Origin of the sequence: Bacillus sp. FMQ74 (genome assembly GCF_001875785.1) — a bacterium.
Taxonomy (GTDB): domain Bacteria; phylum Bacillota; class Bacilli; order Bacillales; family Bacillaceae; genus Bacillus; species Bacillus stercoris.
The window spans coordinates 746,900-772,134 of record NZ_MOEO01000001.1 but is presented as its reverse complement, the minus strand read 5'-3'; the positions used below and the strand labels follow the sequence as shown (position 1 = coordinate 772,134).

Annotated in this window: 22 protein-coding genes; all 22 read right to left on the bottom strand. The window is 42.6% G+C overall.

From position 1 onward, the window contains the following. Positions 1-71: 71 nt before the first annotated feature. Complete coding sequence (locus BLL41_RS04110; RefSeq protein ID WP_071576874.1) at positions 72-1,301, bottom strand: M16 family metallopeptidase; 1,230 nt, start codon at positions 1,299-1,301, stop codon at positions 72-74. A gap of 39 nt (positions 1,302-1,340) precedes the next feature. Then, positions 1,341-2,300 carry a polysaccharide deacetylase family protein gene (locus BLL41_RS04105; protein WP_071576873.1) on the bottom strand — a complete coding sequence of 320 codons (960 nt, stop codon included), beginning with the start codon at positions 2,298-2,300 and terminating at the stop codon, positions 1,341-1,343. 116 nt (positions 2,301-2,416) lie between these two features. After that, on the bottom strand, positions 2,417-4,534 hold the full coding sequence (gene pnp, locus BLL41_RS04100; protein WP_071576872.1) for a polyribonucleotide nucleotidyltransferase: 2,118 nt from the start codon (positions 4,532-4,534) through the stop codon (positions 2,417-2,419). Between the two features lie 172 nt (positions 4,535-4,706). Continuing rightward, entirely contained in the window at positions 4,707-4,976 is a 270-nt protein-coding gene (rpsO, locus tag BLL41_RS04095; protein ID WP_003220957.1) for a 30S ribosomal protein S15, read from the bottom strand. 156 nt (positions 4,977-5,132) lie between these two features. Further along, complete coding sequence (gene ribF / locus BLL41_RS04090; RefSeq protein ID WP_071576871.1) at positions 5,133-6,083, bottom strand: bifunctional riboflavin kinase/FAD synthetase; 951 nt, start codon at positions 6,081-6,083, stop codon at positions 5,133-5,135. Between the two features lie 18 nt (positions 6,084-6,101). Continuing rightward, positions 6,102-7,031, bottom strand: coding sequence for a tRNA pseudouridine(55) synthase TruB (gene truB, locus BLL41_RS04085; RefSeq protein WP_071576870.1), 930 nt, complete (start codon positions 7,029-7,031; stop codon positions 6,102-6,104). Positions 7,032-7,113: 82 nt separating this feature from the next. After that, complete coding sequence (gene rbfA / locus BLL41_RS04080; protein WP_003220952.1) at positions 7,114-7,467, bottom strand: 30S ribosome-binding factor RbfA; 354 nt, start codon at positions 7,465-7,467, stop codon at positions 7,114-7,116. 16 nt (positions 7,468-7,483) lie between these two features. After that, positions 7,484-7,762: a DUF503 domain-containing protein gene (locus BLL41_RS04075; RefSeq protein ID WP_003220950.1), complete on the bottom strand. Its 279-nt coding sequence runs from the start codon at positions 7,760-7,762 to the stop codon at positions 7,484-7,486. Further along, positions 7,759-9,906, bottom strand: a complete 2,148-nt coding sequence (infB, locus tag BLL41_RS04070; protein WP_071576869.1) for a translation initiation factor IF-2 — start codon at positions 9,904-9,906, stop codon at positions 7,759-7,761. The genes BLL41_RS04075 and infB overlap by 4 nt, the downstream gene beginning before the upstream one ends. Before the next feature lie 19 nt (positions 9,907-9,925). Further along, the gene (locus tag BLL41_RS04065; RefSeq protein WP_003220946.1) at positions 9,926-10,228 is read right to left on the bottom strand and encodes a YlxQ family RNA-binding protein; all 303 of its coding nucleotides are present in this window, start codon (positions 10,226-10,228) and stop codon (positions 9,926-9,928) included. 1 nt (position 10,229) lies between these two features. Next, positions 10,230-10,505: a glucose-induced regulator RulR gene (gene rulR / locus BLL41_RS04060; RefSeq protein WP_014663996.1), complete on the bottom strand. Its 276-nt coding sequence runs from the start codon at positions 10,503-10,505 to the stop codon at positions 10,230-10,232. A 13-nt stretch (positions 10,506-10,518) separates the two neighbouring features. After that, positions 10,519-11,634 (bottom strand): transcription termination factor NusA, encoded by a 1,116-nt coding sequence (gene nusA, locus BLL41_RS04055; protein ID WP_003231912.1) that lies wholly within the window; start codon positions 11,632-11,634, stop codon positions 10,519-10,521. Between the two features lie 34 nt (positions 11,635-11,668). Then, positions 11,669-12,139 carry a ribosome maturation factor RimP gene (rimP, locus tag BLL41_RS04050; RefSeq protein WP_003220940.1) on the bottom strand — a complete coding sequence of 157 codons (471 nt, stop codon included), beginning with the start codon at positions 12,137-12,139 and terminating at the stop codon, positions 11,669-11,671. Between the two features lie 329 nt (positions 12,140-12,468). Further along, the gene (locus BLL41_RS04045) at positions 12,469-16,782 is read right to left on the bottom strand and encodes a PolC-type DNA polymerase III (protein ID WP_071576868.1); all 4,314 of its coding nucleotides are present in this window, start codon (positions 16,780-16,782) and stop codon (positions 12,469-12,471) included. Between the two features lie 107 nt (positions 16,783-16,889). Continuing rightward, entirely contained in the window at positions 16,890-18,584 is a 1,695-nt protein-coding gene (proS, locus tag BLL41_RS04040; protein WP_071576867.1) for a proline--tRNA ligase, read from the bottom strand. A 32-nt stretch (positions 18,585-18,616) separates the two neighbouring features. Further along, the gene (rseP, locus tag BLL41_RS04035) at positions 18,617-19,885 is read right to left on the bottom strand and encodes an RIP metalloprotease RseP (RefSeq protein WP_083427916.1); all 1,269 of its coding nucleotides are present in this window, start codon (positions 19,883-19,885) and stop codon (positions 18,617-18,619) included. A 6-nt stretch (positions 19,886-19,891) separates the two neighbouring features. Beyond that, positions 19,892-21,043 carry a 1-deoxy-D-xylulose-5-phosphate reductoisomerase gene (gene dxr / locus BLL41_RS04030; RefSeq protein ID WP_071576865.1) on the bottom strand — a complete coding sequence of 384 codons (1,152 nt, stop codon included), beginning with the start codon at positions 21,041-21,043 and terminating at the stop codon, positions 19,892-19,894. A gap of 61 nt (positions 21,044-21,104) precedes the next feature. Beyond that, positions 21,105-21,914, bottom strand: coding sequence for a phosphatidate cytidylyltransferase (gene cdsA, locus BLL41_RS04025; RefSeq protein ID WP_083427915.1), 810 nt, complete (start codon positions 21,912-21,914; stop codon positions 21,105-21,107). 3 nt (positions 21,915-21,917) lie between these two features. Next, positions 21,918-22,700 (bottom strand): undecaprenyl pyrophosphate synthase, encoded by a 783-nt coding sequence (locus BLL41_RS04020; RefSeq protein WP_040083163.1) that lies wholly within the window; start codon positions 22,698-22,700, stop codon positions 21,918-21,920. Between the two features lie 130 nt (positions 22,701-22,830). After that, the gene (frr, locus tag BLL41_RS04015; protein ID WP_071576863.1) at positions 22,831-23,388 is read right to left on the bottom strand and encodes a ribosome recycling factor; all 558 of its coding nucleotides are present in this window, start codon (positions 23,386-23,388) and stop codon (positions 22,831-22,833) included. Position 23,389: 1 nt separating this feature from the next. Then, a complete protein-coding gene (gene pyrH, locus BLL41_RS04010) occupies positions 23,390-24,112 on the bottom strand; it encodes a UMP kinase (RefSeq protein ID WP_003220923.1) in 723 nt (240 codons plus the stop codon). Positions 24,113-24,257: 145 nt separating this feature from the next. Then, on the bottom strand, positions 24,258-25,139 hold the full coding sequence (gene tsf / locus BLL41_RS04005; RefSeq protein ID WP_071576862.1) for a translation elongation factor Ts: 882 nt from the start codon (positions 25,137-25,139) through the stop codon (positions 24,258-24,260). Positions 25,140-25,235: the final 96 nt, after the last annotated feature.

The window sequence follows — 25,235 nt, the reverse complement described above, 5'->3', positions numbered from 1 at the left end:
CACCCCCTTGTACTATGTATGATGAAAGGGATTAAAAAATGCCTGCCCCATTATGGGGCAGGCTTTCCTTTTTAAGACGGCATATTGCCGGAAGGGCTGATCAGTGCTAATGCATAGTCTTCGGTGAACAATTGTCTGGCAAGGCCGTTGACACGCTCTAAGTTCACGGCATTTAACTCATTGATGATTTCATCTAATGTTTTATGTTTGCCGAGCAGCAGTTCATTTTTTCCGTTTCGGCTCATTTTGCTGTTTGTGCTTTCTAAGCTCAGCATTAAGCTTCCCTTCATTTGCTCTTTGCTGTTTTCCAGTTCTTTCGAGGTAATGCCGTCACGTTTTAATGTGGCAAGGGTTTCTTGAATTGTTTCCGACAGCTGCTGAAGCTGATTTGCACCCGTTCCGCCGTAAATCGTTAGCATTCCGCTGTCCTCATATGAGCTGTGATAGCTGTAAACAGAATAAGCAAGTCCTTTATCTTCACGGACATCTTGGAACAGCCGGCTGCTCATGCTGCCTCCGAGCACATTGTTGAGGACGATTAAATCATAAATACGTTCATGGCCAACCTCTAAGCCTTTAAACCCGAGGCACAAATGAGCCTGCTCTGTTTCTTTTTTCCTCGTCAGTTTTTCCGTGTGGAACTCAGGCTTCTCAAGTCCTGTCGCTTTGCCTTTCGCCTCGTATGACCCGAACCATTTTTCTACATCTTTGATAAAACTGTCAGATATATTGCCCGCTACCGAAATCACCACTCGGTCCGGTGTATAATAATCATGCATGTATTGTCTGAGAGAGTCACCGTTAAAGGAAGCAAGCGTTTCTTCCGTGCCAAGAATTGGGTAGCCTAAAGAATGATTGCCGTAAGTGGCTTTGCTCAGTAAATCATGTACAATGTCGTCCGGCGCATCTTCGTACATTTTAATTTCTTCATATACTACATTTTTCTCTTTTTTCAGCTCGTTTTCATCAAACGTTGAATGAAAGAACATATCTGCTAATACGTCCAGCGCGTAATTCGCATGCTCGTCAAGCACCTTTGCATAGTAGCAGGTATATTCCTTTGAAGTAAACGCATTGACTTGACCGCCAATACGATCAAAAGATTCTGCTATCTCACGTGCAGATTTTGTGCTCGTCCCTTTAAAGAACATGTGCTCTAAAAAGTGAGAAATTCCGTTTATCTCCGGCGTTTCATGTCTCGACCCTGTGCCGATCCATACGCCGATCGCAACAGAACGGACTGTCGGGTTATTTTCCAGCACAACTCTTACACCATTTTGACACGTATATCGTTTAATCAAATTTGTTCCTCCTATTCAAAGACAAGCTGCCTTCATCTGTTACTTCAATAGTCTTGTTTCATCCATTAGTTCAGTGACTGTTCCAAGTGCGTATCCTTTGTCTTTTATCTTTGTAATCAGCGCTTCAAGGCTTTCCGCCGTAGGGTCAGTCGGATGCATTAAGATCATGGCACCATTATGTATCTTGCTTAACACTCTTGTCTGTAGTACCGACGGGGCCGGCTTTTGCCAATCGATTGTATCAACTGTCCACATAACTGTTCCCATCTGTTTCTCAGCTGCAATATCGATAACCGCTTTTCTAAAACTTCCGCTCGGCGGAGCGAACCACTTTGGCTTAACGCCGATTGTTTGTTCTATTTGCTCATTTGTCTTGTCGAGCTGCTCGGAAATTCTTCCTGTAGTCAGTTTGCTCATATCCGGATGATTGTATGAATGATTTCCGATTTCATGTCCGTCTTTTGCAATCTTCTTAGCGAGCTGTTCATTGTTTCTCACCCAATTGCCTTCTAAAAAGAACGTAGCCTTGACCTGATGCTTATGCAGGATAGGGAGCATTTTTTCCAAATACTCATTTCCCCATGCCACATTGATTAAAAAAGCTATCATCGGTTTATCAGGATTTCCTTTATAAATAGGTTCAGGCTGAAGTGACTCAAGATGAACGCTTGGTTTTACTTGGCTGTACACCAGGTCATTTTCTCGAAACTCGCCATGCTTTTTCATTTTTTTATATGATTGTTCAATATTGACCTTTAATCCATTGTAGCCTGGAATGCTTTTCCACACTTTATCGATTCTTGCATTCTGGGGCTTAACTTCGTACTCCGGCGCTTTTTGAAGCAATTCTTCATATAACGGGTCTTTTGACGCCGTGACAGTCACCGTATCTTTTTTCATTGCCCCTATATAATCAAGTGCATGCGGATTTTCCATCATCTCAAATGAGACAAAAAAAAGAAATAAAAAAACGGCAAACGGTACAAATTTTTTGTACATGTTCTGTCCCCCCTCACCTCACATTATGAAGGAGAAGGACAAGGTAGAACCCGCCTGCTTTTGAAAAGCCTCAAAATAAAGAAGCCGGGTCTCCCAGGCTCCTTTTATGTTTTCATTTAAGATTGTTGTTCTTCTTTTTCTTTCTCTTCACGGAGCACCGCTTTGCGAGACAAATTCACTCGTCCTTGTTTGTCAATTTCAGTGACCTTAACAAGAATCTCGTCTCCAATCTTCACAACATCTTCAACTTTCCCTACGCGTTCAAGCGCAAGCTCTGAAATGTGTACCAAACCGTCTTTTCCGCTGAAAATTTCAACGAAAGCACCGAATTTTTCAATCCGTTTCACTTTACCTAGGTAAAGCTGGCCGACTTCAACCTCTCTGACAAGGTCTTCAATGATTTTTTTCGCTTTTTGGTTGCCGCTTTCATCTGTAGAAGAAATGAAGATTGTGCCGTCCTGCTCAATATCAATTTTAACACCGGTTTCTTCGATGATCTTATTGATTTGTTTTCCGCTTGGTCCGATGACATCGCGGATTTTATCAGGATTAATGGTCATTGTTAAGATCTTAGGCGCATATTGAGAAAGCTCTTTTCTTGATTCGCTTAATGTTGCAAGCATGCTTTTGAGGATTTCCATTCTGCCCTTTTTCGCCTGCTGAAGCGCTTCTTCAAGAATCTCTCTGGAAAGGCCTTCAATTTTAATGTCCATTTGCAGAGCCGTTACGCCTTTTTCAGTTCCCGCCACTTTAAAGTCCATATCTCCGAGCGCGTCTTCCATGCCTTGAATGTCAGTCAAAACCGTGTAATGTTCGCCTGATTTAACAAGACCCATCGCAATACCAGCAACCGGCGCTTTAATCGGTACACCGGCATCCATCATTGCAAGTGTGCTTGCGCAAATGCTTGCTTGAGACGTAGAACCGTTTGATTCAAGCACTTCTGAAACAAGACGGACAGTATAAGGGAAGTCTTTTTCAGACGGAATAACTGGCTCAAGCGCACGCTCACCCAGTGCTCCGTGTCCGATTTCACGACGTCCCGGTCCGCGCATCGGTCCTGTTTCCCCAACGCTGAATTGCGGGAAGTTGTAGTGATGCATAAACCGTTTCGACTCTTCGACACCTAAGCCGTCAAGGATTTGTACGTCTCCCAGAGCACCTAGCGTACATACGCTGAGGGCCTGAGTTTGTCCCCTTGTAAATAGACCTGAACCGTGCGTTCTTGGCAAGAGGCCAACCTCTGAAGAAAGCGGGCGGATTTGATCGACACCGCGGCCGTCCGGTCTTACTTTCTCTTCAGTAATCAGGCGGCGAACTTCATTTTTCACCAGCTTGGATAAAATCTGCTTCACTTGTTTGATTGTATCTTCATCATGCTCTTCATCCTCGAATTTTGCCACAACTGCGCTCTTCACTTCGTTAATGGCATCTTCACGAGCATGCTTTTCATGAACTTGGATAGCTTTCAGCAGATCCTCTTCTGCTAAAGCTTTTACTTTTGCGCTAAGCTCTTCATCAATTTCAAAGAGCTTAATTTCTGATTTCTCTTTGCCGACTGCCGCAACAATTTCTTCTTGGAATGCAATCAGGCGTTTAATCTCTTCATGGCCGAACATAATGGCTTCAAGCATGATTTCCTCAGGAACTTCGTCCGCTCCCGCTTCTACCATGTTAATGGCATCTTTTGTGCCGGCAACGACAAGATTGATGTCGCTTTTTTCAAGCTGATCAACTGTTGGGTTAATGATAAATTGATCATCAATGCGTCCGACAGTAACCCCTGCAATCGGTCCTTCAAACGGAATATCCGATACAGAAAGTGCAAGAGATGAACCGAACATGGCAGCCATTTCTGAAGAGCAGTTTTGGTCAACACTCATGACAATGCTGATGACTTGAACTTCATTACGGAATCCATCGGCAAACAAAGGACGGATCGGACGGTCAATTAAACGGCTGGCAAGAACCGCTTTTTCACTTGGACGTCCTTCTCTTTTAATAAAGCCGCCCGGAATTTTCCCTACCGCATATAATCTTTCTTCATAGTTTACAGTAAGAGGGAAGAAATCAAGCGGTTTTGGTTCTTTTGAAGCGGTTGCTGTACTAAGTACTGCTGTATCACCGTAGCGGATCATCACAGCACCATTTGCCTGTTTGGCAAGCTGGCCGGTTTCAACAATAAGCGTTCTTCCGGCCCAATCTATGGTAAAGACGTGTTTTTCTTGTCCCATACGATTACGAACTCCTCTCTTCGTTGTGTGAAATAATCAATTACTCCTATTATGAACGAAATGAATTGAACATATCAATGTCAAAGTAGTATGTAAAAGGATTTCAATGATTTGTTATAAGAAATTTCGCTTTAATACGATAAAAAAGCGGGAATCCTCCCGCTTTTTACGATTATCGACGTAAGCCTAGTTTGTTAATTAACTCACGGTAACGAGTTACGTCTTTATTACGCAGATACGTAAGAAGATTACGACGCTTACCTACCATTTTAAGAAGACCGCGACGTGAGTGGTGGTCTTTCTTGTGAGTACGTAAATGCTCGTTCAAGTTGTTAATTGAGTCAGTTAGGATAGCGATCTGAACTTCTGGAGATCCAGTATCAGATTCGTGTGTTTTGAACTCGTTGATGAGTTGGTTTTTACGCTCTTGAGTAATTGCCATCCTGTTTCACCTCCAAATCATATTTAGCCCCAGTCACCTAGCAACCGTCGGTGACTTCGGATTGCCAAGCAATGGTTTTAAGACTACGAAAACTATCATACTAAAAATCGTGCCTATATGCAAATATTTTAGAATAAAATTTGCGTACGTTGCAAGTTATTTCCGCAAATTGCTGAAATAACGGATGGCTTCCTGCTTATCTTTCTCAATTTGCTCTGTTAATTCTTTGATGCCATTGAATTTCCGCTCGCTCCGAATCCGTTTGTACCATTCGATTTTTATAGCGGCTCCATATACCTCTTGATCGAAATCAAACAGATTGACCTCAATGGAAGGCTGTTCAGGGCGCTTTTCATAAAACGTCGGCTTATAGCCGATATTGCAAACGCCATTGTAGACTTCGCCGTTCACTTCCGCTTTTACGGCATATACACCCGTTGGCGGAACGATATAGCTGTTATTTAAACCGACATTTGCTGTCGGAAACCCGATGGTCCGCCCTCTTTTATCACCATGAATCACAATTCCTTTTATAAAATAAGGCTGTCCAAGCAAGACATTCGCCAATTCAACATCTCCGTTTTGAAGCGCGGTACGGATATACGAAGAACTGATTTTTTTATCCTGCTCCGTTAATTTTTCTACCATGGTGCACTCAGCTTTTCCGTCTAAATCAGCCGGCATGGTCTCCATTGTACCCTTGCCGTATTTGCCGTACGTAAAGTCAAAGCCTGCCACTGCGTGCTGCACATTAAGGCCGATAATATACTGGTCTATAAACTGCTTGGGAGAAAGAGAAGCAAACACTTCATTAAATTTAACGACATACAGAATTTCTGTACCTAATTGTTCAATTTGGTTTATTTTATCTTCAAGAGGCGTAATTAGATCCTTTGGCTCCTTATCCCTGCCCAACACGTGAGAAGGATGAGGATGAAAGGTCATCACAGCCAATGTCAGGCCTTTTTCTTCAGCTATTTGCTTCGCTGTGCCGATTACCTTCTGATGTCCAAGATGAACGCCGTCAAAATAACCTAACGCCATCACTGATTTTGCCTGCTCCTCTTTCATTAAATGATGAGGATGTGTAATATGTATCGTCTTCACAGAACGGTCACCTTTTTTCTATTGTTCGCTTTTTTGCATCAATACTTTTGCCGGCTTTAACAGCCCTTTTTTTGCAGGATGGGGGAAATAAATCGCCAAACAGCTTCCAGCTTCAGTAAAGACAGCAATGCGGTCTTCGCTCGTCATTTCAGAAAACTGCTCGGGCGTCTCAAGCAAAGCCCCATTTTCTACTTTCTTAGCTAATGTATCACTTATGATCCATTTCGGCAAATGATTGAGCGCACGTTCAATAGGAACTGTATGCTCTCCCACAGTTCCGGACTGGACCTGTGCTTCCAGTTCTTCAAAGGTAAAGCATTCGTCTAGAGAAAAATCTCCGGATGACGTACGGATTAAATGAGACATATGAGCCGGATATCCGAGCTTTTCGCCGATCATGACCGCCAGCGTCCTTACATAGGTCCCTTTGGAGCATGTCACTGTAAACCGGAAGCTTGCGGTTTCTCCATTATGTTTAATCTCTGTTGTCAGGGCAATGTCTTCAATGGTAATCATACGTTTCGGACGTTCTACTTCAATCCCTGCTCTTGCGTATTCGTATAGTTTTTTGCCGTTTACTTTTACAGCGGAATACATGGGCGGAATTTGTTCTTGTTTACCCTTTAAACTGTTTAAAACCTTTTCTACATCGGCTTTATCAATGTCGTGATTGACAGGCTTTGTTTCCACGATTTCTCCGGTTTGATCCTCTGTTGTGGTTGAAAAGCCAAGCGTTATTTCCGCATCATATGTTTTAGATTTTTCAGTTAAGTATTCGACTATTTTTGTCGCCCTTCCCACACAAATCGGAAGTACGCCTGACACTTCTGGATCGAGCGTTCCCGTATGCCCTACTTTTTTTGTTTTTAACAGTTTTCGGATCTTCATGACACAGTCGTGCGATGTCATACCAACTGGTTTATGTAAAAGGAGAACTCCGTTAACCATTTGTCTTTCACTCCTTCTATTGAGCTTTTCTCTTTAAAACGCAGAAAAGAGGACAGACGATATACGCCTATCCTCTCCATTTTTATTCAGATGGTTTCTCTGAATGTATTTCGTGAATCAGTGTTTCGATACGATTTCCGTAGTCGATTGATTCATCGAACTCAAATTCAATTTCAGGCGTTTTACGAAGTCTGATGCGGCTGCCGATTTCGGATCGGATAAATCCTTTTGCCTTTTCCAGCCCTTTCAGCGCTTCCTCCCGTTTTTTCTCGTCACCGAGAACCGAGATATACACCTTTGCAATTTGCAAATCACCTGATACCCGTACATCCGTTACTGTCAGAAAACCAATTCTCGGATCTTTCAGCTTGCGGCTGATAATATCACCGAGTTCTTTTTTCATTTGCTCGCCGACACGGTTTGCTCTCATACTCAATTCAATCACCTCTAAGTTAAAACCATTCTGTCCTAGTGATCGTCCGTTCAATTTCAGGAAAAGAATCGATAAACGCTAGGACGCGCTGCAGCTCTTTTTCTGTTTGAACGCGAGAGGAAGAAACAGCGGCGATTCCAAAGCTGGTTCTTTGCCAGGTGTCCTGATAGCCAATCTCCGAAATCGAAACATTGAACTTGTTTTGAACCCTGGTTAAAATCCGCTTCAGAACGGCGCGCTTTTCTTTTAGCGATCCTGCATCATAAATGATGCATTCACACTCCGCAAATCCGATCACGTTCTTTCAATTTCTTGCATGACAAACGCTTCAAGAATGTCACCTTCGCGAATGTCATTGTATTTCTTAATTGTAATACCACATTCATAGCCTTGTGAAACTTCTTTCACATCGTCTTTAAAGCGTTTCAGAACATCTACTTCGCCTTCGAAGATGACGACGCCGTCACGAATTAAACGGAGGCCGCTGTCGCGCGTAATGGTTCCTTCAGTAACATATCCGCCGGCAATTGTACCAATTTTAGATACTTTGAATGTTTGGCGCACTTCTACTTGACCAATTACTTTTTCTTCATATTCAGGATCAAGCATACCTTTCATGGCAGCTTCAATCTCGTCGATTACTTTGTAAATGATACGGTGAAGTCGAATATCTACATTTTCAGCTTCAGCCGTACTCTTAGCATTTCCGTCCGGTCTCACATTAAACCCGATAACAATTGCATTGGAAGCAGATGCCAAGATAATGTCAGATTCAGTAATCGCACCAACGCCTGTATGGATGATTTTCACTTTAACGCCCTCTACTTCAATTTTTTGAAGTGCAGCCGTTAAAGCTTCAGCAGATCCTTGAACGTCAGCTTTTACGATGAGATTGATGTCTTTTACATCACCTTGTTTAATTTGCTCGAATAAGTCATCAAGACTGAGCTTCGCTTTATCGCTGCGCTGCTCTTCAAGCTGTTTCGAAGCACGGGCTTCACCGACAGAACGAGCTGTTTTTTCATCCTTAAAGACAAGGAATTGGTCTCCCGCTTGAGGGACATCATTCAAACCGGTAATTTCAACCGGAGTAGACGGACCGGCAGTTTTCACACGGCGGCCAATGTCGTTGACCATCGCACGGACACGGCCAAATGTATTGCCGACTACGATCGGATCACCGACATGCAGTGTTCCAGTCTGTACGAGCAACGTCGCGACTGACCCTCTGCCTTTATCGAGTTCAGCTTCAATAACCGTCCCTTTTGCCTGACGGTTCGGATTCGCTTTCAGTTCCTCTACCTCACTGACAAGCAAAATCATTTCAACGAGCTCATCAATGCCTTTTCCAGTTAATGCGGAAAGCGGCACAAAAATGGTTTCTCCGCCCCAAGCTTCAGGGACAAGTCCGTATTCCGTCAGTTCTTGCATCACACGGTCAGGGTTTGCGGATTCTTTATCAATTTTATTCACGGCAACGATGATTGGAACCTCTGCTGCTTTTGCATGGTTAATCGCTTCTACTGTTTGCGGCATTACACCGTCATCGGCAGCTACGACGAGAATCGTAATATCCGTTACTTCTGCACCGCGTGCACGCATAGTTGTAAATGCGGCGTGGCCCGGTGTATCCAAGAACGTGATTTTCTTGCCGTTCTCTTCAATTTGATAAGCGCCGATATGCTGAGTGATTCCGCCTGCTTCTCCTTCAACAACCTTTGTTTTACGGATGCTGTCAAGAAGCGTCGTTTTCCCATGGTCAACGTGGCCCATGATTGTTACAACAGGTGGACGAATTTCAAGATCCTCTTCATTATCAGGCTCTTCGTATTTTTCCAGCTCTGTTTCTTCAAGCACAATGACCTCTTCTGTTTCAACACCATATTCTGATGCAATGAGTTCGATTGTGTCTTTATCAAGCTCTTGGTTAATGGTTGCCATTACGCCAAGAAGCATCAGCTTTTTAATGATTTCTGAAGGCTCTTTGCCAAGCTCTTCAGCAAGTGCGCCAACTGTTAAAGTGCCAGAGAATGTAATTTTCTCAGGAAGCTCTTTTTTCGGTTTTACAGGCTTTTGCTGATGTTGGTTTTTATTGTTGTGGTTGCGTTTATTTTTTTTGTTGTTGTTATTCTTCTTGTTTTTGTTAAATTGATTATTCTGCACGTCATTCTTCTTTCCGTCTCGAATTTTATTTGGTTGATTTCCAGCTGATTGCTGATTAACCCCTTGTGGCTGTTTGTTTTTGTTCGTTTCTGCTGGCTTTTGAGATTTAGCGGCTGCGCCGCCTTTTTTATATTTGGCATCAAGCTTTTTAATGGCCTTTTCTTCAAGCATGGCCATGTGATTATTCACTTCTAAATCCATGTTTTTCAGTGCGGTCAAAATTTCCTTACTTGAAACATTTAACGCTTTTGCATATTCGTATACTCTCATTTTAGCCATTCGTTCACCCCCAAAAATATTAATCGAGCAAGCTGATTAGCTTATTCGCAAAACCTTGGTCAGTGACGGCGACAACGACACGGGCTTCTTTACCGATAGAGCGTCCAAGAACCGCGCGACTCTCGACTTTTTTATAAGGGACTTTATAATAATTGCACTTGTCGGTTACTTTTTTTGCTGTGTTAGATGATGCATCCTCTGTAAGCAGGACAAGCTTTGCACGCGCATTCCTGATTTCTTTTATCACCAAGTCTTCGCCTGACACGACCTTACGAGCTCGATTGGCCAGACCCAGCAAGGGAAACCATTCCATTCCAGACATTTTATTTTTTCACCTTTTCCGCCAGTTCCAGCAATTCATCGAAAATCTGGTCATCGATTTGTGATTGAAATTGATTTTGCAAAGTGTTTTTCTTTTTTGCTGCTAAGATGCACTCTTTATCCAGCGTTAAATAAGCACCCCGCCCGTTCTTTTTGCCGGTCGGGTCTACTGAGATATCGCCTTCTTTCGACCGTACAACTCGGATCAGTTCCTTTTTAGGCTTCATTTCACCAGTCACTACACATTTGCGTAATGGGATCTTTTTGTGTTTATTCACCTAAAGTCACCTCTTATTCATCCGATTCAGCAGTTTCAGGCTCTGTAAAGAGCGGCTCATCGTCTTCTTCAAGTTCTCTCGGATAGATTCCAAGTTCTCTTGCGTCTGTTTCGCTCTTAATATCAATCTTCCAGCCTGTCAGTTTAGCAGCTAAGCGTGCGTTTTGTCCTCTTTTGCCAATCGCCAAAGACAGCTGGTAATCAGGAACAATAACAGTTGTCGCTTTTTCTTCTTCATTAACGATGACATCAAGCACTTTGGAAGGGCTGAGCGCATTCGCGACAAATTCTACAGGATCACTGGACCAGTTGACAATGTCAATTTTTTCACCTTTTAATTCATTGACGATTGCTTGCACACGCTGGCCTTTAGGGCCTACGCATGAACCGACAGGATCCACATCAGGATCATCTGTGCGAACAGAAATTTTTGAACGGTCGCCGGCTTCTCTGGCAACAGATTTTAGCTCGACAGTTCCATCATAAATTTCAGGAACTTCAATTTCAAACAAACGCTTTAACAGGCCTGGATGTGTTCTTGAAACGTAGATCTGCGGGCCCTTCGTTGTTTTTTCTACTTTTGTGATATATACCTTAATGCGGTCATGAGGCTTGTAGCTTTCATTCGGCATTTGCTCATTAACCGGCAGCAAGGCTTCTATTTTGCCTAAAGACACATAGATAAATTTATTGTCAAGACGCTGGACGATACCTGTCATGATGTCTTCTTCACGGTCGATAAATTCAGAATAAATCACACCGCGCTCAGCTTCGCGCACACGCTGTGTGACGACCTGCTTCGCTGTTTGAGCAGCTATGCGCCCGAAATCCTTAGGAGTTACTTCGATTTCGACGACATCGCCGACCATATATTCCGGATGGATGCCCTGCGCTTCTTCAATAGAAATCTCTAATCTCTGGTCGTATACTTCGTCAACGACATCTTTTCTTGCAAATACACGGATGGAGCCAGTTTCACGGTTTAGATCCACCCGTACATTTTGCGCTTGATTAAAATTCCGCTTATAAGCAGAAATTAACGCAGCTTCGATTGCTTCAATGATAATTTCTTTACTGATGCCTTTTTCTTTTTCAAGAATCGTGAGAGCATCTAATAATTCACTGCTCATTTAACGGTCTCCCCCCTTAAAACATTTGTATTCATTAGAATGTAACAGCTAATCTTGCATTAGCTATCTTTTCATACGGAATATTGATCCGTTTCTTTCTTGTTTTGATCGTGATCTCAACTGTCACTGTTTGTCCATCAAATTCAGCCAGTTCACCTTCAAACACTTTTACGCCTTCAATAGGCTCGTACGTCTTAATGTATACATTTTTCCCAAGTGATTTTTCGAAATCGGCTTTTTTCTTTAGCGGACGCTCAGCTCCGGGAGATGAGACTTCAAGAAAGTAATTTTGGCTGATTGGGTCTGCCTCATCAAGCTTTTCGCTTAAAGCTTCGCTTACTTTGGCACATTCCTCAATATCCACACCGTCATCGGAATCAATAAACACGCGAAGGAACCAGCTTTGGCCCTCTTTGACAAATTCAATGTCAACGAGTTCCAGCTGAAGGCTGTCTACGATTGGCTGAGCCATTTCTTGAACGGTGTCAGTCACTTTTTTGCTCATGTTCTTCCTCCTTGTGCTGTCGATCTCATATTCGTCTCGTCACTCTGCATAAAAACCCTGCTTCAAAAGAGCAGGGGCTAAAAAGTAAACGATGAACATGTCGAGACAAAATTCTCTTGTTCAATACAAAAGAGCGGGTTTCCCCACTCTTTGCCTCGGTAATCGTTAGCATTTCCAATAAAACTATACCATAACCATATTTTTATTGCAAATGGATATACGCTTACCTTCATACCTAAGCAAGTGACAGAAACTCTAATATTACGATGACACTTTTTGCGCTTATGTATGCATAGAAGCAGAATTTCCGAGAAATTCTGCTTTCCATGTTAAAACAGTGACAATTGGTTTTGATCAGGCAGTGACTCCAGACAGCCATGGCGATCTAAATACTCTAAAATCGTTTTTGATACTTTCCCTCTCTTTTGCAAATCTTCTTTTGAGAGGAATTCGCCTTCTTCGCGAGCTTTTACAATGTTCAAAGCAGCGTTCGTCCCTAATCCTGGAATAGAGTTAAACGGCGGTATAAGACTGTTGCCGTCAATAATAAACTCTGTTGCGCTGGAGCGATATAAATCGACTTTTTGGAATGAATAGCCTCTCTCACACATCTCAAGCGCTAATTCTAAAACAGTCAGAAGGTTCTTTTCCTTCGGTGAAGCATCAAGTCCTTTAGAGTTTATATCCTCCATTACCGCTCTGATTGCTGTAGAGCCCTTGATCATTGTATCGATATCAAAGTCATCTGCACGAACGGTAAAATAAGCCGCATAATACAAAAGAGCATGATGCACTTTAAAGTAAGCAATGCGGACTGCCATTAATACATATGCCGCGGCGTGAGCTTTCGGGAACATGTATTTAATCTTTTTACAAGAATCAATATACCAGTCTGGGACATTGTTATTTTTCATTTCTTCTTCCCATTCAGGCGTTAATCCTTTTCCTTTACGCACAAATTCCATGATTTTAAAGGCAAGGGACGGCTCAAGGCCTTGATAGATTAAATAAACCATAATGTCATCACGACAGCCGATAACCTCACTCAGCTCACAAATATTATTGTGGATGAGCTCCTGCGCATTGCCTAGCCATACATCAGTTCCGTGAGACAAGCCTGAAATCTGAACGAGCTCTGAAAAAGTTGTCGGCTTTGTATCTTCAAGCATCTGCCGGACAAATCGGGTTCCGAACTCAGGAATTCCAAGAGTGCCCGTTTTACAGCCAATCTGTTCTTCCGTCACACCTAGTGATTCGGTTCCCTGGAAGATCTTCATCACTTCAGGATCATCCGTCGGAATTGTTTTTGGATCTATTCCGCTTAAGTCTTGAAGCATCCGAATGACAGTCGGATCATCGTGTCCGAGAATATCCAGTTTTAACAGGTTGTCATGGATGGAGTGGAAATCAAAATGAGTCGTTTTCCACTCTGAACCTGTGGCATCTGCCGGGAACTGAATCGGTGAAAAATCATAAATATCCATATAATCCGGAACTACGATAATACCGCCTGGGTGCTGTCCAGTTGTACGTTTTACACCTGTGCATCCCTGTACGAGCCTATCTATTTCGGCACCGCGCATATGAAGATTATTGTCTCCGGCATAGCCTTTTACATAACCGTAGGCTGTTTTTTCTGCCACCGTGCCTATTGTACCCGCACGATATACATTGTCTTCTCCGAACAGTACTTTTGTGTAATTGTGTGCTTGCGGCTGATATTCTCCCGAGAAGTTCAAATCGATATCAGGTACTTTGTCCCCTTTAAATCCTAAGAACGTTTCAAATGGAATATCATGACCGTCTTTTTTCAAAGGTGTTCCGCAATGAGGACATGTTTTGTCAGGCAGGTCAAAACCAGAACCGACAGAACCGTCATTAAAGAACTCAGAATGCTGGCACTCAGGACAAACATAGTGCGGCGGCAGCGGGTTTACCTCAGTAATCTCAGTAAGTGTCGCAACTAATGAAGATCCTACGGAACCACGGGAACCAACGAGATACCCGTCATCTAGTGAACGTTTTACAAGTTTGTGAGAGATCAAGTAAATAACAGCAAAGCCGTGGCCAATGATACTCTTTAATTCTTTTTCAATCCGTGCTTCGACAATTTCAGGCAGCTCTTCCCCGTAAATGCTTCTTGCACGCTGATAGCTCATTTCTCTGATCTCTTCATCGGCGCCTTCGATTTTCGGCGTATATAAATCATCTTTAATCGGCTTGATGTCATCAACTAAAGAAGCAACCTTTTGGGTATTGGTGACTACGATTTCCCTCGCTTTTTCTTCGCCTAAGAAAGAAAAAGCTTCAAGCATTTCGTCTGTCGTTCTGAAATGCACTTTTGGCAGTTCGTGCCTGTTCAGCGGATTTGCCCCGCCTTGTGAGGATATTAAAATCTTTCTGTAGATTTTATCCTCATCATTCAAGTAATGAACATTTCCTGTAGCAACAACCGGTTTATTAAGCTTTTCCCCCAGCTTCGTGATATTCGCAATAATTTCTTTCAGCGCTTTTTCATCGCGGACCAGTTCAAGCTCCAGCAAGTGACGGTACACTTCAGGCGGCTGAACCTCAAGATAATCATAGAATGACGCGATATCTTCCACCTCTTCAGGCGATTTTTGCATCATTCCCTCAAAAACCTCTCCCCTGTCACAGGCTGAACCGATCAGAAGCCCTTCCCTGTATTTCTCAAGCTGAGATCTCGGAATACGGGGCACTCTGTAAAAATAATGAATATGAGAAAGTGACACAAGCTTAAATAAATTTTTGAGTCCCGTGCTGTTCACAGCAAGCAATGTGGCATGATACGGCCTTGATCTTTGATAAGCATTGGACTGACCCATATTTTCATTCAGCTCATCATGATATTGAATGCCTTTTTCAGCTGCGTCTTTCAACATTTTAAGAAGCAAATAAGCAGTCGCCTCAGTATCATAGATCGCACGGTGGTGCTGTGTGAGTTCGATATCGAACTTTTTACACAGTGTGTTCAACCGGTGGTTTTTAAATTCCGGATAGAGAAAACGGCCAAGTTCAAGTGTATCAATGACCGGGTTTTTAGCTTTATCGACTTCAAGGAGCTTTTTGTAGGCTACATTTAAGAATCCCATATCAAAGCTTGCATTATGAGCGACAAGGATATCATCGCCAATCCATTCCCTAAAATCTCTTATAACATCTATGACATCCGGTGCGTCGCGTAGCATATCATCGGTGATGCCTGTCAGCTCTATGATTGTGGCTGAAAGCGGACGATGCGGGTTCGCAAACGCCTCAAATTTATCAATAATTTCCCCGCCTTTTACTTTTACTGCAGCCAGCTCAATAATGGTGTCGTATACAGCAGACAATCCTGTCGTTTCAACGTCAAAAACAACATATGTTTCTTCTTCGAGCAGACGATGTGCAGCGTTATAAGCAATTGGCACACCATCATCCACGAGATTCGCTTCCATCCCGTAAATCATTTTAATTCCATGCTTTTTGGCCGCAGAATACGCATCAGGGAAGGATTGAACGACAGCATGGTCAGTCAAAGCGATGGCCTCATGCCCCCATTTTTTCGCCTGTTCGACAAGCTTTCCGATACCCGTAACAGCATCCATTTGGCTCATTGGGGAATGCAGATGCAATTCCACTCTTTTTTCTCCTTCAGGTGCTGAATCTTCACGGGTTTTTGCTTTTATTTCGTTTACGTCATTTGCGATCATGACAAGGTCTCTGACAAATGTATCATTTTGAATGCTTCCGCGTGCTTTTACCCACATTCCTTTTTTCAGAGACTTCATCAATGCCGCATCTTCTTTTTCACGTGCAAACATTTTGATTAAAATACTATTTGTATAGTCTGTAATTTTAAAGATGCACAGCGTGCGTCCGCTCTTCAGCTCGCGCGTCTCCACATCAAACACATAACCTTGGACCGTAATTCTCCGTTCCTCGTCCATGATGCTGTCAAGTGTCCGGATTTCCTCGTTATCTTTAATTTGATAACCGATAACAAGAGGACCAGATGGAGCTTGGTCTTCATCACTTTCTTTATCTTTCTTCTCCATTTCAATTAAGGCCTGCATAGCCCGCTCTTGGTCTTCTGCAAGCTTTTGCTCCCGAAACTTTTGAACTTCCTGCTCGGATACAAATATTTCAGCATCAAGCTGAAGATCCGGAAAGCCAAATTGACGGTAGCCTGCTTGAATCATGGAACTGTATTTGTTCTTTAGCGCAGCCGCTTCTGTATCCGTTTTGGTTTTGACAATCAGTTTATTGCCCTTCAGCTTCGGTTTTTGCTGGTTTAAAAGACTGATAATCGGCGGCGAAATGCCCTGCAGTTCTTCAATGCAGCGTGACCAGTAGTCTTGAACGATACTTTCACTGATCTCGGCATCCTGAACTTCAATTGAAGATGTCACTTTTGCTATGTGGGCAAACGACTGGGTCAGCCTCGTTGTTAATGTGTCATATATTTGAAAAGGCAGCAAAGATTTAAATTGAAAATGAAAATGCCAAGACTTAGAAGCTTTGTGTATTGTCAGCTTTTTAATCTCGCCATCTTCAAAGTATGTCATGAAGGTATCATCTGTCATATTAATCTGCTGCAGAAGAATTTGAAACTGCCTTCTGTTTACTGATAACTGTTCCATTAAGACAGTATCCCCCCTAAAAACATCATAAGTGAAGGTACCTCAGGCAATGAGGTACCTTCTATTATTTCTATTTTAACATGTTTTTTGTTAAATCGTTATGGTGATTACTGCTTGCTGATAAATGCGGATAATTCGTCAACTGAAATCTCAGTTGACTCACCTGTTTGGCGGATTTTCACTTCGACAATGCCTTCGTCAGCCCGTTTTCCGACAGTGATGCGGATTGGAAGGCCGATTAGATCTGAATCAGCGAATTTTACGCCGGCACGCTCAGCACGGTCGTCATAGAGCACTTCATAGCCTTCAGCTTTTAAATCGGCATACAGCTTTTCAGAAAGCTCTCTTTGCCCATCGTTTTTCATGTTCAAAGCAAGAATATGAAGATCGTATGGTGCAACGCTTTTTGGCCATATTAAGCCTTTTTCGTCGTGATGCTGTTCAGCAATAGCAGAAAGCGTTCTTGACACGCCGATTCCGTAACAGCCCATCAGCATTGGCTGAGCGCGTCCATTTTCATCTAAATATGTCGCATTCATCGCTTCTGAATAGCGTGTTCCAAGCTTAAAGACTTGTCCGACCTCGATCCCCTCAGCAAAACGGATCGTTCCTTTACCGTCTGGTGAAGGGTCGCCTTCCTTAATAAAACGAAGATCAGCAAATTCTTTAATTTGCGCGTCACGATTCACATTGACATTTTTATAATGATGATCTCCTTCATTTGCTCCGGCAACAGCATTAATCATTGTCTTCACAGCTTGATCGGCATATACTTCCACATCCTGATGAATACCTATAGGTCCAACAAACCCTGGTTCTGTTCCGAGCTGCTGAATGACCTCTTCATGTGTGGCAAGCTCTACAACTTCTGCATGGAGCAAGTTTTTCACTTTAATATCGTTAACCTCATGGTCCCCTCTAACAAGCACTAGGACAAAACGGTCATCGGCTTTAAACAATACTGACTTAATGCATGTTTCAGCAGAAACCTGTAAGAACGCAGTCAGTTCTTCAATTGTTTTCACATTAGGCGTATGAACCTTCTCTAGAGCTTTAGGCTCTTCATTTGAAGGGACTTCCTGGAAAAGAACTTCAGCCATTTCGATATTAGCCGCGTACTGTGATTCATCAGAATACGCAATCGTATCCTCTCCGATCGCAGAAAGCGCCATAAATTCGTGCGTATCCTTTCCTCCCATTGCGCCTGAATCAGCAATAACAGGTCTTACATTAATTCCGCAGCGGGCAAAAATATTAGAATAGGCCTCGTACATTTTTTGATACGTTTCATCCAGGCTCTCTGCAGATGCATGGAATGAGTACGCATCCTTCATAATGAATTCGCGGCCTCTTAACAAACCGAAGCGAGGACGTTTTTCATCTCTGAACTTAGACTGAATTTGATACAGAGTCAGAGGGAGACGCTTATAAGATTTAACCTCATCGCGAACAAGCGAAGTGATAACTTCTTCATGCGTTGCCCCTAAAGCAAATTCACGGCCATGACGGTCTTTTAGTCTCATCAGTTCGGGACCATACGTATACCATCTGCCTGATTCCTGCCATGTCTCAGCCTGCTGCAATGCGGGCATGAGCATTTCTACGGCATCAATTTTCTCCATTTCTTCTCGAACAATCTGCTGAATGTTTTGAATCACCTTATACGCAAGAGGCATATAGCTGTATACCCCGCTCGTATTTTGTCTGATAAATCCTGCTCTCAGAAGAAGCTGATGACTTTTTGCTTCGGCATCAGCTGGAACTTCACGGAGCGTAGGAATAAGCGTCAAGCTTTGTCTCATTTCTTCGCACCTCTGATTGATTTACTTTTCGTTTACAAAAACAGCCGCTGGATATCGTTCCATGTGACGACCAGCATAAGAAGCATTAAGAAAGCTACTCCGATAAACACAACAAATGCTTCTTTTTCCCTGTTAATCGGTTTGCCCCGAATCGCTTCAATAAATAGAAATAACAGTCTTCCTCCGTCAAGTGCCGGAATCGGAAGCAAGTTGACAATCCCAAGGTTAATGCTTAAAAACGCAGCAAACTGAAATAAGTTCACGATCCCTGTTTTCGCCACTTGGTCTGTCATATCATATATGCCGACAGGACCTGACAGCATATCAAGTTTAAATTGGCCTGTTACTAATTTGCTCAGGTTGGTTAAAATGGCTTTGGTGACATCAACGGTTGATGTCGCGCCATAAGCCACCGCTGAAAGTACGCCTTTTTCAGTCGGCGCATAGGAGCCGAAACGTCCGATTGTTTTTTTGTTCTCATCTTTAACAGCTTCCGGAGTCACTGAAATATGAAGCGTTTTGTTATCTCTTTTTACTGCAACGTCCATTTCTTTTTCCGGGTTTTCTTTTACAGCAGAGACAATGTCAGTCCAAGACCTCATTTTTTCCCCGTTGATGCTTTGGATGTAATCCCCTTCTTTTAGCCCTGCTTCGGCCGCCCGTCCATTGTCTGTCAGCTGTCCGAGCATAGGCTCATTTGACGGTACACCTTGAATCAGCCCAAGCATCACTAAAATGACGTAAGCTAAAATAAAGTTCATAATCGGTCCTGCAGCAATTGCTTTGATCCGCTGCCACACAGGTTTGGAACCAAATTGGCGATTATACGGCGCAATCTGCACTTCTTCTCCGTCTACAATGAAAAAGGATGTTTCGCTGACCATAAAGCTGGAAAGTTCGTCCTCTTTCCCTTGTTCATACCCGGTAATCTTCATGTCATGCTCTAAATCCGCAGTTTCCACTTCAATGACTAAAGCATCCGGATATTTTTCCTTTTGATTGATGATGACTTTCTCAACTTGATCTTCTTTATTAAACAGAAGCCCGACCGTGTATCCGGGTTTCACCTCAATCATTTCCGGATCTTCGCCGGCCATACGAACAAATCCGCCGACCGGAAGCAGCCTGATCGTATAAACTGTTTCATTTTTTTTGAAAGAAAAAATCTTTGGACCGAAGCCGATCGCAAATTCACGGCAGAGAATTCCCGCTCTTTGGGCTAGCAATAAATGGCCCAGTTCATGGAAGAAAACGAGCGTTCCGAAAATAATGATAAACGCTATAACTGTATTCACGAACATACCACCTTATGTGAGTATTGAATTGACGTATCCCCGGGTATCTTTGTCCACTTCTTGAATGTCCGCCAGGCTCGGTTTTTTCATTAATTGATGGCGGGTTAGTGCCTTTTCGATACAGTCTTCAATAGCCAAAAACGGTATCTTGCCGGCTAAAAAGGCAGCGACAGCTACTTCATTTGCCGCATTTAGCACTGTCGGCATTGTTCCTCCTATTTTACCTGATTCAAAAGCAAATTGTAAGCATCGGAACCTGCCAAAATCAGCTTTCTCAAAATGAAGGCTGCCGATTTCCCATAATTCAAGCCTTTTCGCATCTGGTAATGGCAACCGGTCAGGATATGTGAGCGCATATTGAATGGGGACTCTCATATCCGGAGTTCCAAGCTGTGCGATTACACTTTTATCATGAAACTCAACCATTGAATGGATGATGCTCTCCTTATGTAAAACCACATCAATTTGTTCATAAGGTATATCGAAAAGCCAGTGTGCCTCGATCACCTCTAATCCCTTATTCATCATTGTAGCCGAATCAATTGTAATTTTTGCACCCATTGACCAGTTTGGATGTTTTAATGCATCTTCAACTGTTACTGATTCGAGCTCCTCCCGCGTCTTGTCCCGAAAACTTCCGCCGGATGCCGTAATGATGAGGCGTTCAATGTTTTTAGCCTGTTCGCCTTGAAGGGCTTGAAAAATGGCTGAATGCTCACTGTCAACAGGCAGCAGCGGAACATCATATTTCTTGGCATGTGCTTTTACTATATGCCCTGCAGTGACAAGAGTTTCCTTATTTGCAAGCGCAATTGTTTTTTTCTGTTCAATTGCCTTTAACGTCGGGATAAGACCGACGCTTCCGAGCAAAGCGTTGACAACAATGTCAACCTCCTCCATCACTGCTGCTTCTATCAGTCCTTCTTCTCCCAGCCCGATTTGGCATTCAAAAGAAAAAGACATTTGTTTTAATTTATGATATGTATCCAGATCACCGACAGAGACAAACTTCGGCTGAAAGGCCTCAATCATCGGAACGGCCTTATCAATATTTCTGCCAAACGACATAGATACCAGCTGAAATTGATCTTGATGCGCACGCAGTACGTCAAGAGTTTGTTCGCCGATTGATCCTGTTGCTCCTAAAAGACAAATATTTTTCAAAGTTGCCACTACTCCTATTCTTATTGCTGCATGATCAGTCTCATATTCATATTAGACTTTTTTATGAAAAAAGGGCAAGCAGAAAGTACAAGAAAGGCATGACAAACAAGAAACTGTCAAAACGGTCTAATATACCGCCATGCCCGGGAAGAATATTCCCAGAATCCTTTACATCGTAATGTCTCTTCAACGCGGATTCCACTAAATCTCCCAGTTGTCCAAAAACAGACAAAAACAGCGTGATCAGCAGCAGATAGATATACGGGATCGGAAGTTGTGCCACAAGCTGAAAAATCGTCGCCAATACAAGTGCGATGACAATTCCGCCTGCAAACCCTTCCACTGTTTTATTCGGACTGATTTCAGGCCACAGTTTTCGCTTCCCAAGCGCTTTACCGACAAAATATGCACCGGAATCAGTGGACCAAATGACAACACACGCATAAAAAATGTATGTTAATCCGTATTGGTCAAGATTTCTGATTTCGATAAAATAATGAAAACACATTCCGATGTAGATTGCGGCAAGCGTAATAAACCCGACTTCATCAAAAGTAAAGGTGTTCTTGACCAACACTGTGTAAGTCAGCAATAGCAATACCGCAAACAAAGCGATTTCCATTTTGGAAATTCCGTCCGCTTCGAAAAACGAATACTGGCTTGGCAATAAGAACATCCACAATAATAAAAGACCGATCAAACCCGGCAGTGAAATCATCTTCAGCTTTTTCATCCGTAAAAGTTCAAAAAGCGCCACACTGCCCATAGCATAAATTAATATGGTGAACGGCAATTTCCCGACAATAACCAAAAATAAAAATACAATTGCTGCCAGAACACCTGTCAAAATTCTTTGTTTCATGTCCACCATCCTCTAAATTCCGCCAAACCTCCGGCCTCTCTGCTGAAACTCTCCTAACGCCTGTAAGAAGTGATCTTCTTTGAAATCAGGCCACAAGACGTCAGTAAAGACAAATTCACTGTAGGCCACCTGCCATAGCATAAAGTTACTCAGTCTTATCTCGCCGCTCGTTCGAATTAAAAGTTCAGGATCCTGCAAAGATTCAGTCATTAAATAAGTAGAAAAAAGCGATTCATCAATGTCTTCAATATTCAAAGAGCCTTCCTTCACTTTTTCCGCGAGTGATTTTGCAGCAGTGACAATTTCAGTACGGCCTCCATAGTTAAGAGCAAAATTAAGGATCATTCCATCATTTTGCGCCGTATCCTGAACAGCCTTTTCAATCGCACGCAATGTATGCGCCGGCAAAGCCGTTTCATCCCCAATGATCCGAACCTGTACATTTTCCTCAACAAGCTCTGGAAGATACGTATTCAAAAATTCTTCCGGAAGCTTCATCAAAAAATCGACTTCCATTTTCGGTCTTTTCCAGTTTTCTGTTGAAAATGCATACAATGTCAGCACTTTGACACCTAATTCGTTTGCGAGCTTCGTTGTCCTTTTTACCACCTTCATCCCTTCATGGTGGCCTGCAATTCTGGGAAGAGAGCGTTTTTTAGCCCAACGGCCATTTCCATCCATGATAATGGCGATGTGTTCGGGAATTTCTCCCTTAAGTATGTCTTCTTTTGTATAACGTTCTAAGTTGGAAGCCGCAGTTTGCTGATTCTTCCAATTTTTGAGTATGTTGAGCATGAGATTCCTCCGTCACCCAAAAAGGTTACATTCCCTGCTGATAATCAATGTAATCAACAGTATTAACAAAAAAACCCCCTGTAAACATGAGAGGGTCTTTTCACTATTATCTATTGTACATAGTTTTTCATTAAACTTCCATGATTTCTTTTTCTTTGTCTTTTGTGACACTGTCAATTTTTGACACATATTCATCTGTCAGTTTTTGAACGTCTTCAGTGGAAGCACGCAGTTCATCCTCAGTAATGTCTCCGTTCTTCTCAAGCTTTTTGAGATCATCGTTAGCATCACGGCGAACGTTACGGACAGCTACTTTTGCTTCTTCAGCATATTTTTTTACAACTTTCACTAATTCTTTCCGTCTCTCTTCTGTTAGTGCCGGAATTGCGATTCGAATCATATTGCCGTCACTTGTTGGTGTAAGACCCAAGTCAGCTTTTAAAATCGCTTTTTCGATATCCCCGATTGCTGATTTGTCGTATGGCGTGATAACGAGCATACGAGCTTCAGGCACGTTAATAGAAGACAACTGATTTAAAGGTGTCTGTGCCCCGTAATATTCAACCGTTACTTTATCTAATAAAGATGGATTTGCACGGCCTGCGCGTACAGTAGCCAATTCGCGCTGATAAGCAGCAATTGCTTTTTCCATTTTTTCTTTTGTTTGAGTTAATACTTCTTTTGACACGTTATTTCCCCCTCACGATCGTTCCGATTGATTCACCGATAACGGCACGTTTGATATTTCCTTCTTCCATAATAGAAAAGACGATAAGCGGAATGTCATTATCCATGCATAAAGATGATGCTGTTGAATCCATGACTTCCAGGCCGTCTTTAAGAACGTCAAGATAAGAAAGTGATTCATACTTAACAGCTGATTCATCTTTTCTAGGATCAGCATTATACACACCGTCAACATTATTTTTAGCCATCAAAATAACGTCTGCCTCAATTTCAGCAGCCCGCAGTGCAGCTGTCGTATCAGTTGAGAAATATGGGTTCCCTGTGCCCGCGGCGAAAATAACGACACGTTTTTTCTCTAAGTGGCGTATCGCTTTTCTTCTTATGTACGGTTCAGCAACTTGTCTCATTTCAATGGATGTTTGCACTCTGGACTGGATTCCGAGTGTCTCCAAGCTGTCTTGAAGAGCAAGCGAATTCATTACTGTCGCCAGCATTCCCATATAGTCAGCAGTCGCGCGGTCCATTCCCAGGTCACTTCCTGTTTTTCCGCGCCATAGGTTGCCGCCGCCTACTACAACAGCCACTTCGACTTCAAGCTCAGCGATTTCTTTCACTTGCTTTGCAATGGATTGAATGACAGTTGGGTTAATTCCATTTCCCTGCTCTCCTGCCAATGCTTCCCCGCTAAGCTTTAATACGATACGTTTGTATTTTGGTTTTTCCATGATAACCTCCAAGTGTAAACATTGCCGTTTTCTATTATGCAAGAGAAAAAAAGGTTTGTAAATATAGTTTTAAAAATAGGGAACACAAAATGTGTCCCCTATACTGCCTGAAAAGTCGCGACTTAGCCGCGAAATCTTTTCACCATTATTTTTTCACTTGGTTCATTACTTCTTCAGCAAAGTTTTCTTGACGTTTTTCGATGCCTTCTCCAACTTCATAGCGGACAAAAGTTTGAACAGTAGCGTTTTTCGCTGCAACAACTTGTTTCACTTTTTCATCTGGGTTTTTAACGAACGCTTGGTCTAATAGACAAATTTCCTCGAAGAATTTGTTCAGACGGCCTTCAACCATTTTCGCTACGATGTTTTCAGGTTTACCTTCTTGGAGGGCTTGCTGAGTTAAGATTTGACGCTCATGATTTGTTTCTTCTTCAGATACTTGATCACGAGAAATGTAACGAGGGTTAACTGCAGCAACGTGCATTGCGATATCTTTCGCAGTTTCTTCATCAGTTGTACCGTTCAGAACAGTTAATACGCCGATGCGGCCGCCCATGTGAAGGTAAGCACCGAAAGCAGAGCTGTCGTCTTTTGTAAGAACTGTAAAGCGGCGAAGAGTGATTTTCTCACCGATTTTAGCAACTGCGCTTGTGATGTACTCTTCAACAGTTGAACCATTTTCCATTTTTTGGCCCATTGCTTCTTCAACATCTGCTGGCGTGTTTGCAAGAAGGTGGTCAGCTAAAGTGTTAAGAAGCTCTTTGAAGCCTTCGTTTTTCGCAACGAAATCAGTTTCAGAGTTTACTTCTAGGATAACACCTTTGTTGCCGTCAGTTTTAATAAGAGTAGAACCTTCTGCTGCGATACGGTCAGCTTTTTTCGCTGCTTTTGCAATCCCTTTTTCTCTTAAAAGGTCAATTGCTTTGTCCATATCTCCGTCAGTTTCAGTTAACGCTTTTTTACAATCCATCATGCCCGCGCCAGTTTTTTCACGCAGTTCTTTTACTTGCTGTGCAGTAATTGCCATTTGTATTCCTCCTTATATGTTTAAACAAGAGTATGTATATTACACATTTTTCTTGAAAAAAGGTGATAAAAGGCAGTCCCTCTTATCACCTTTTGA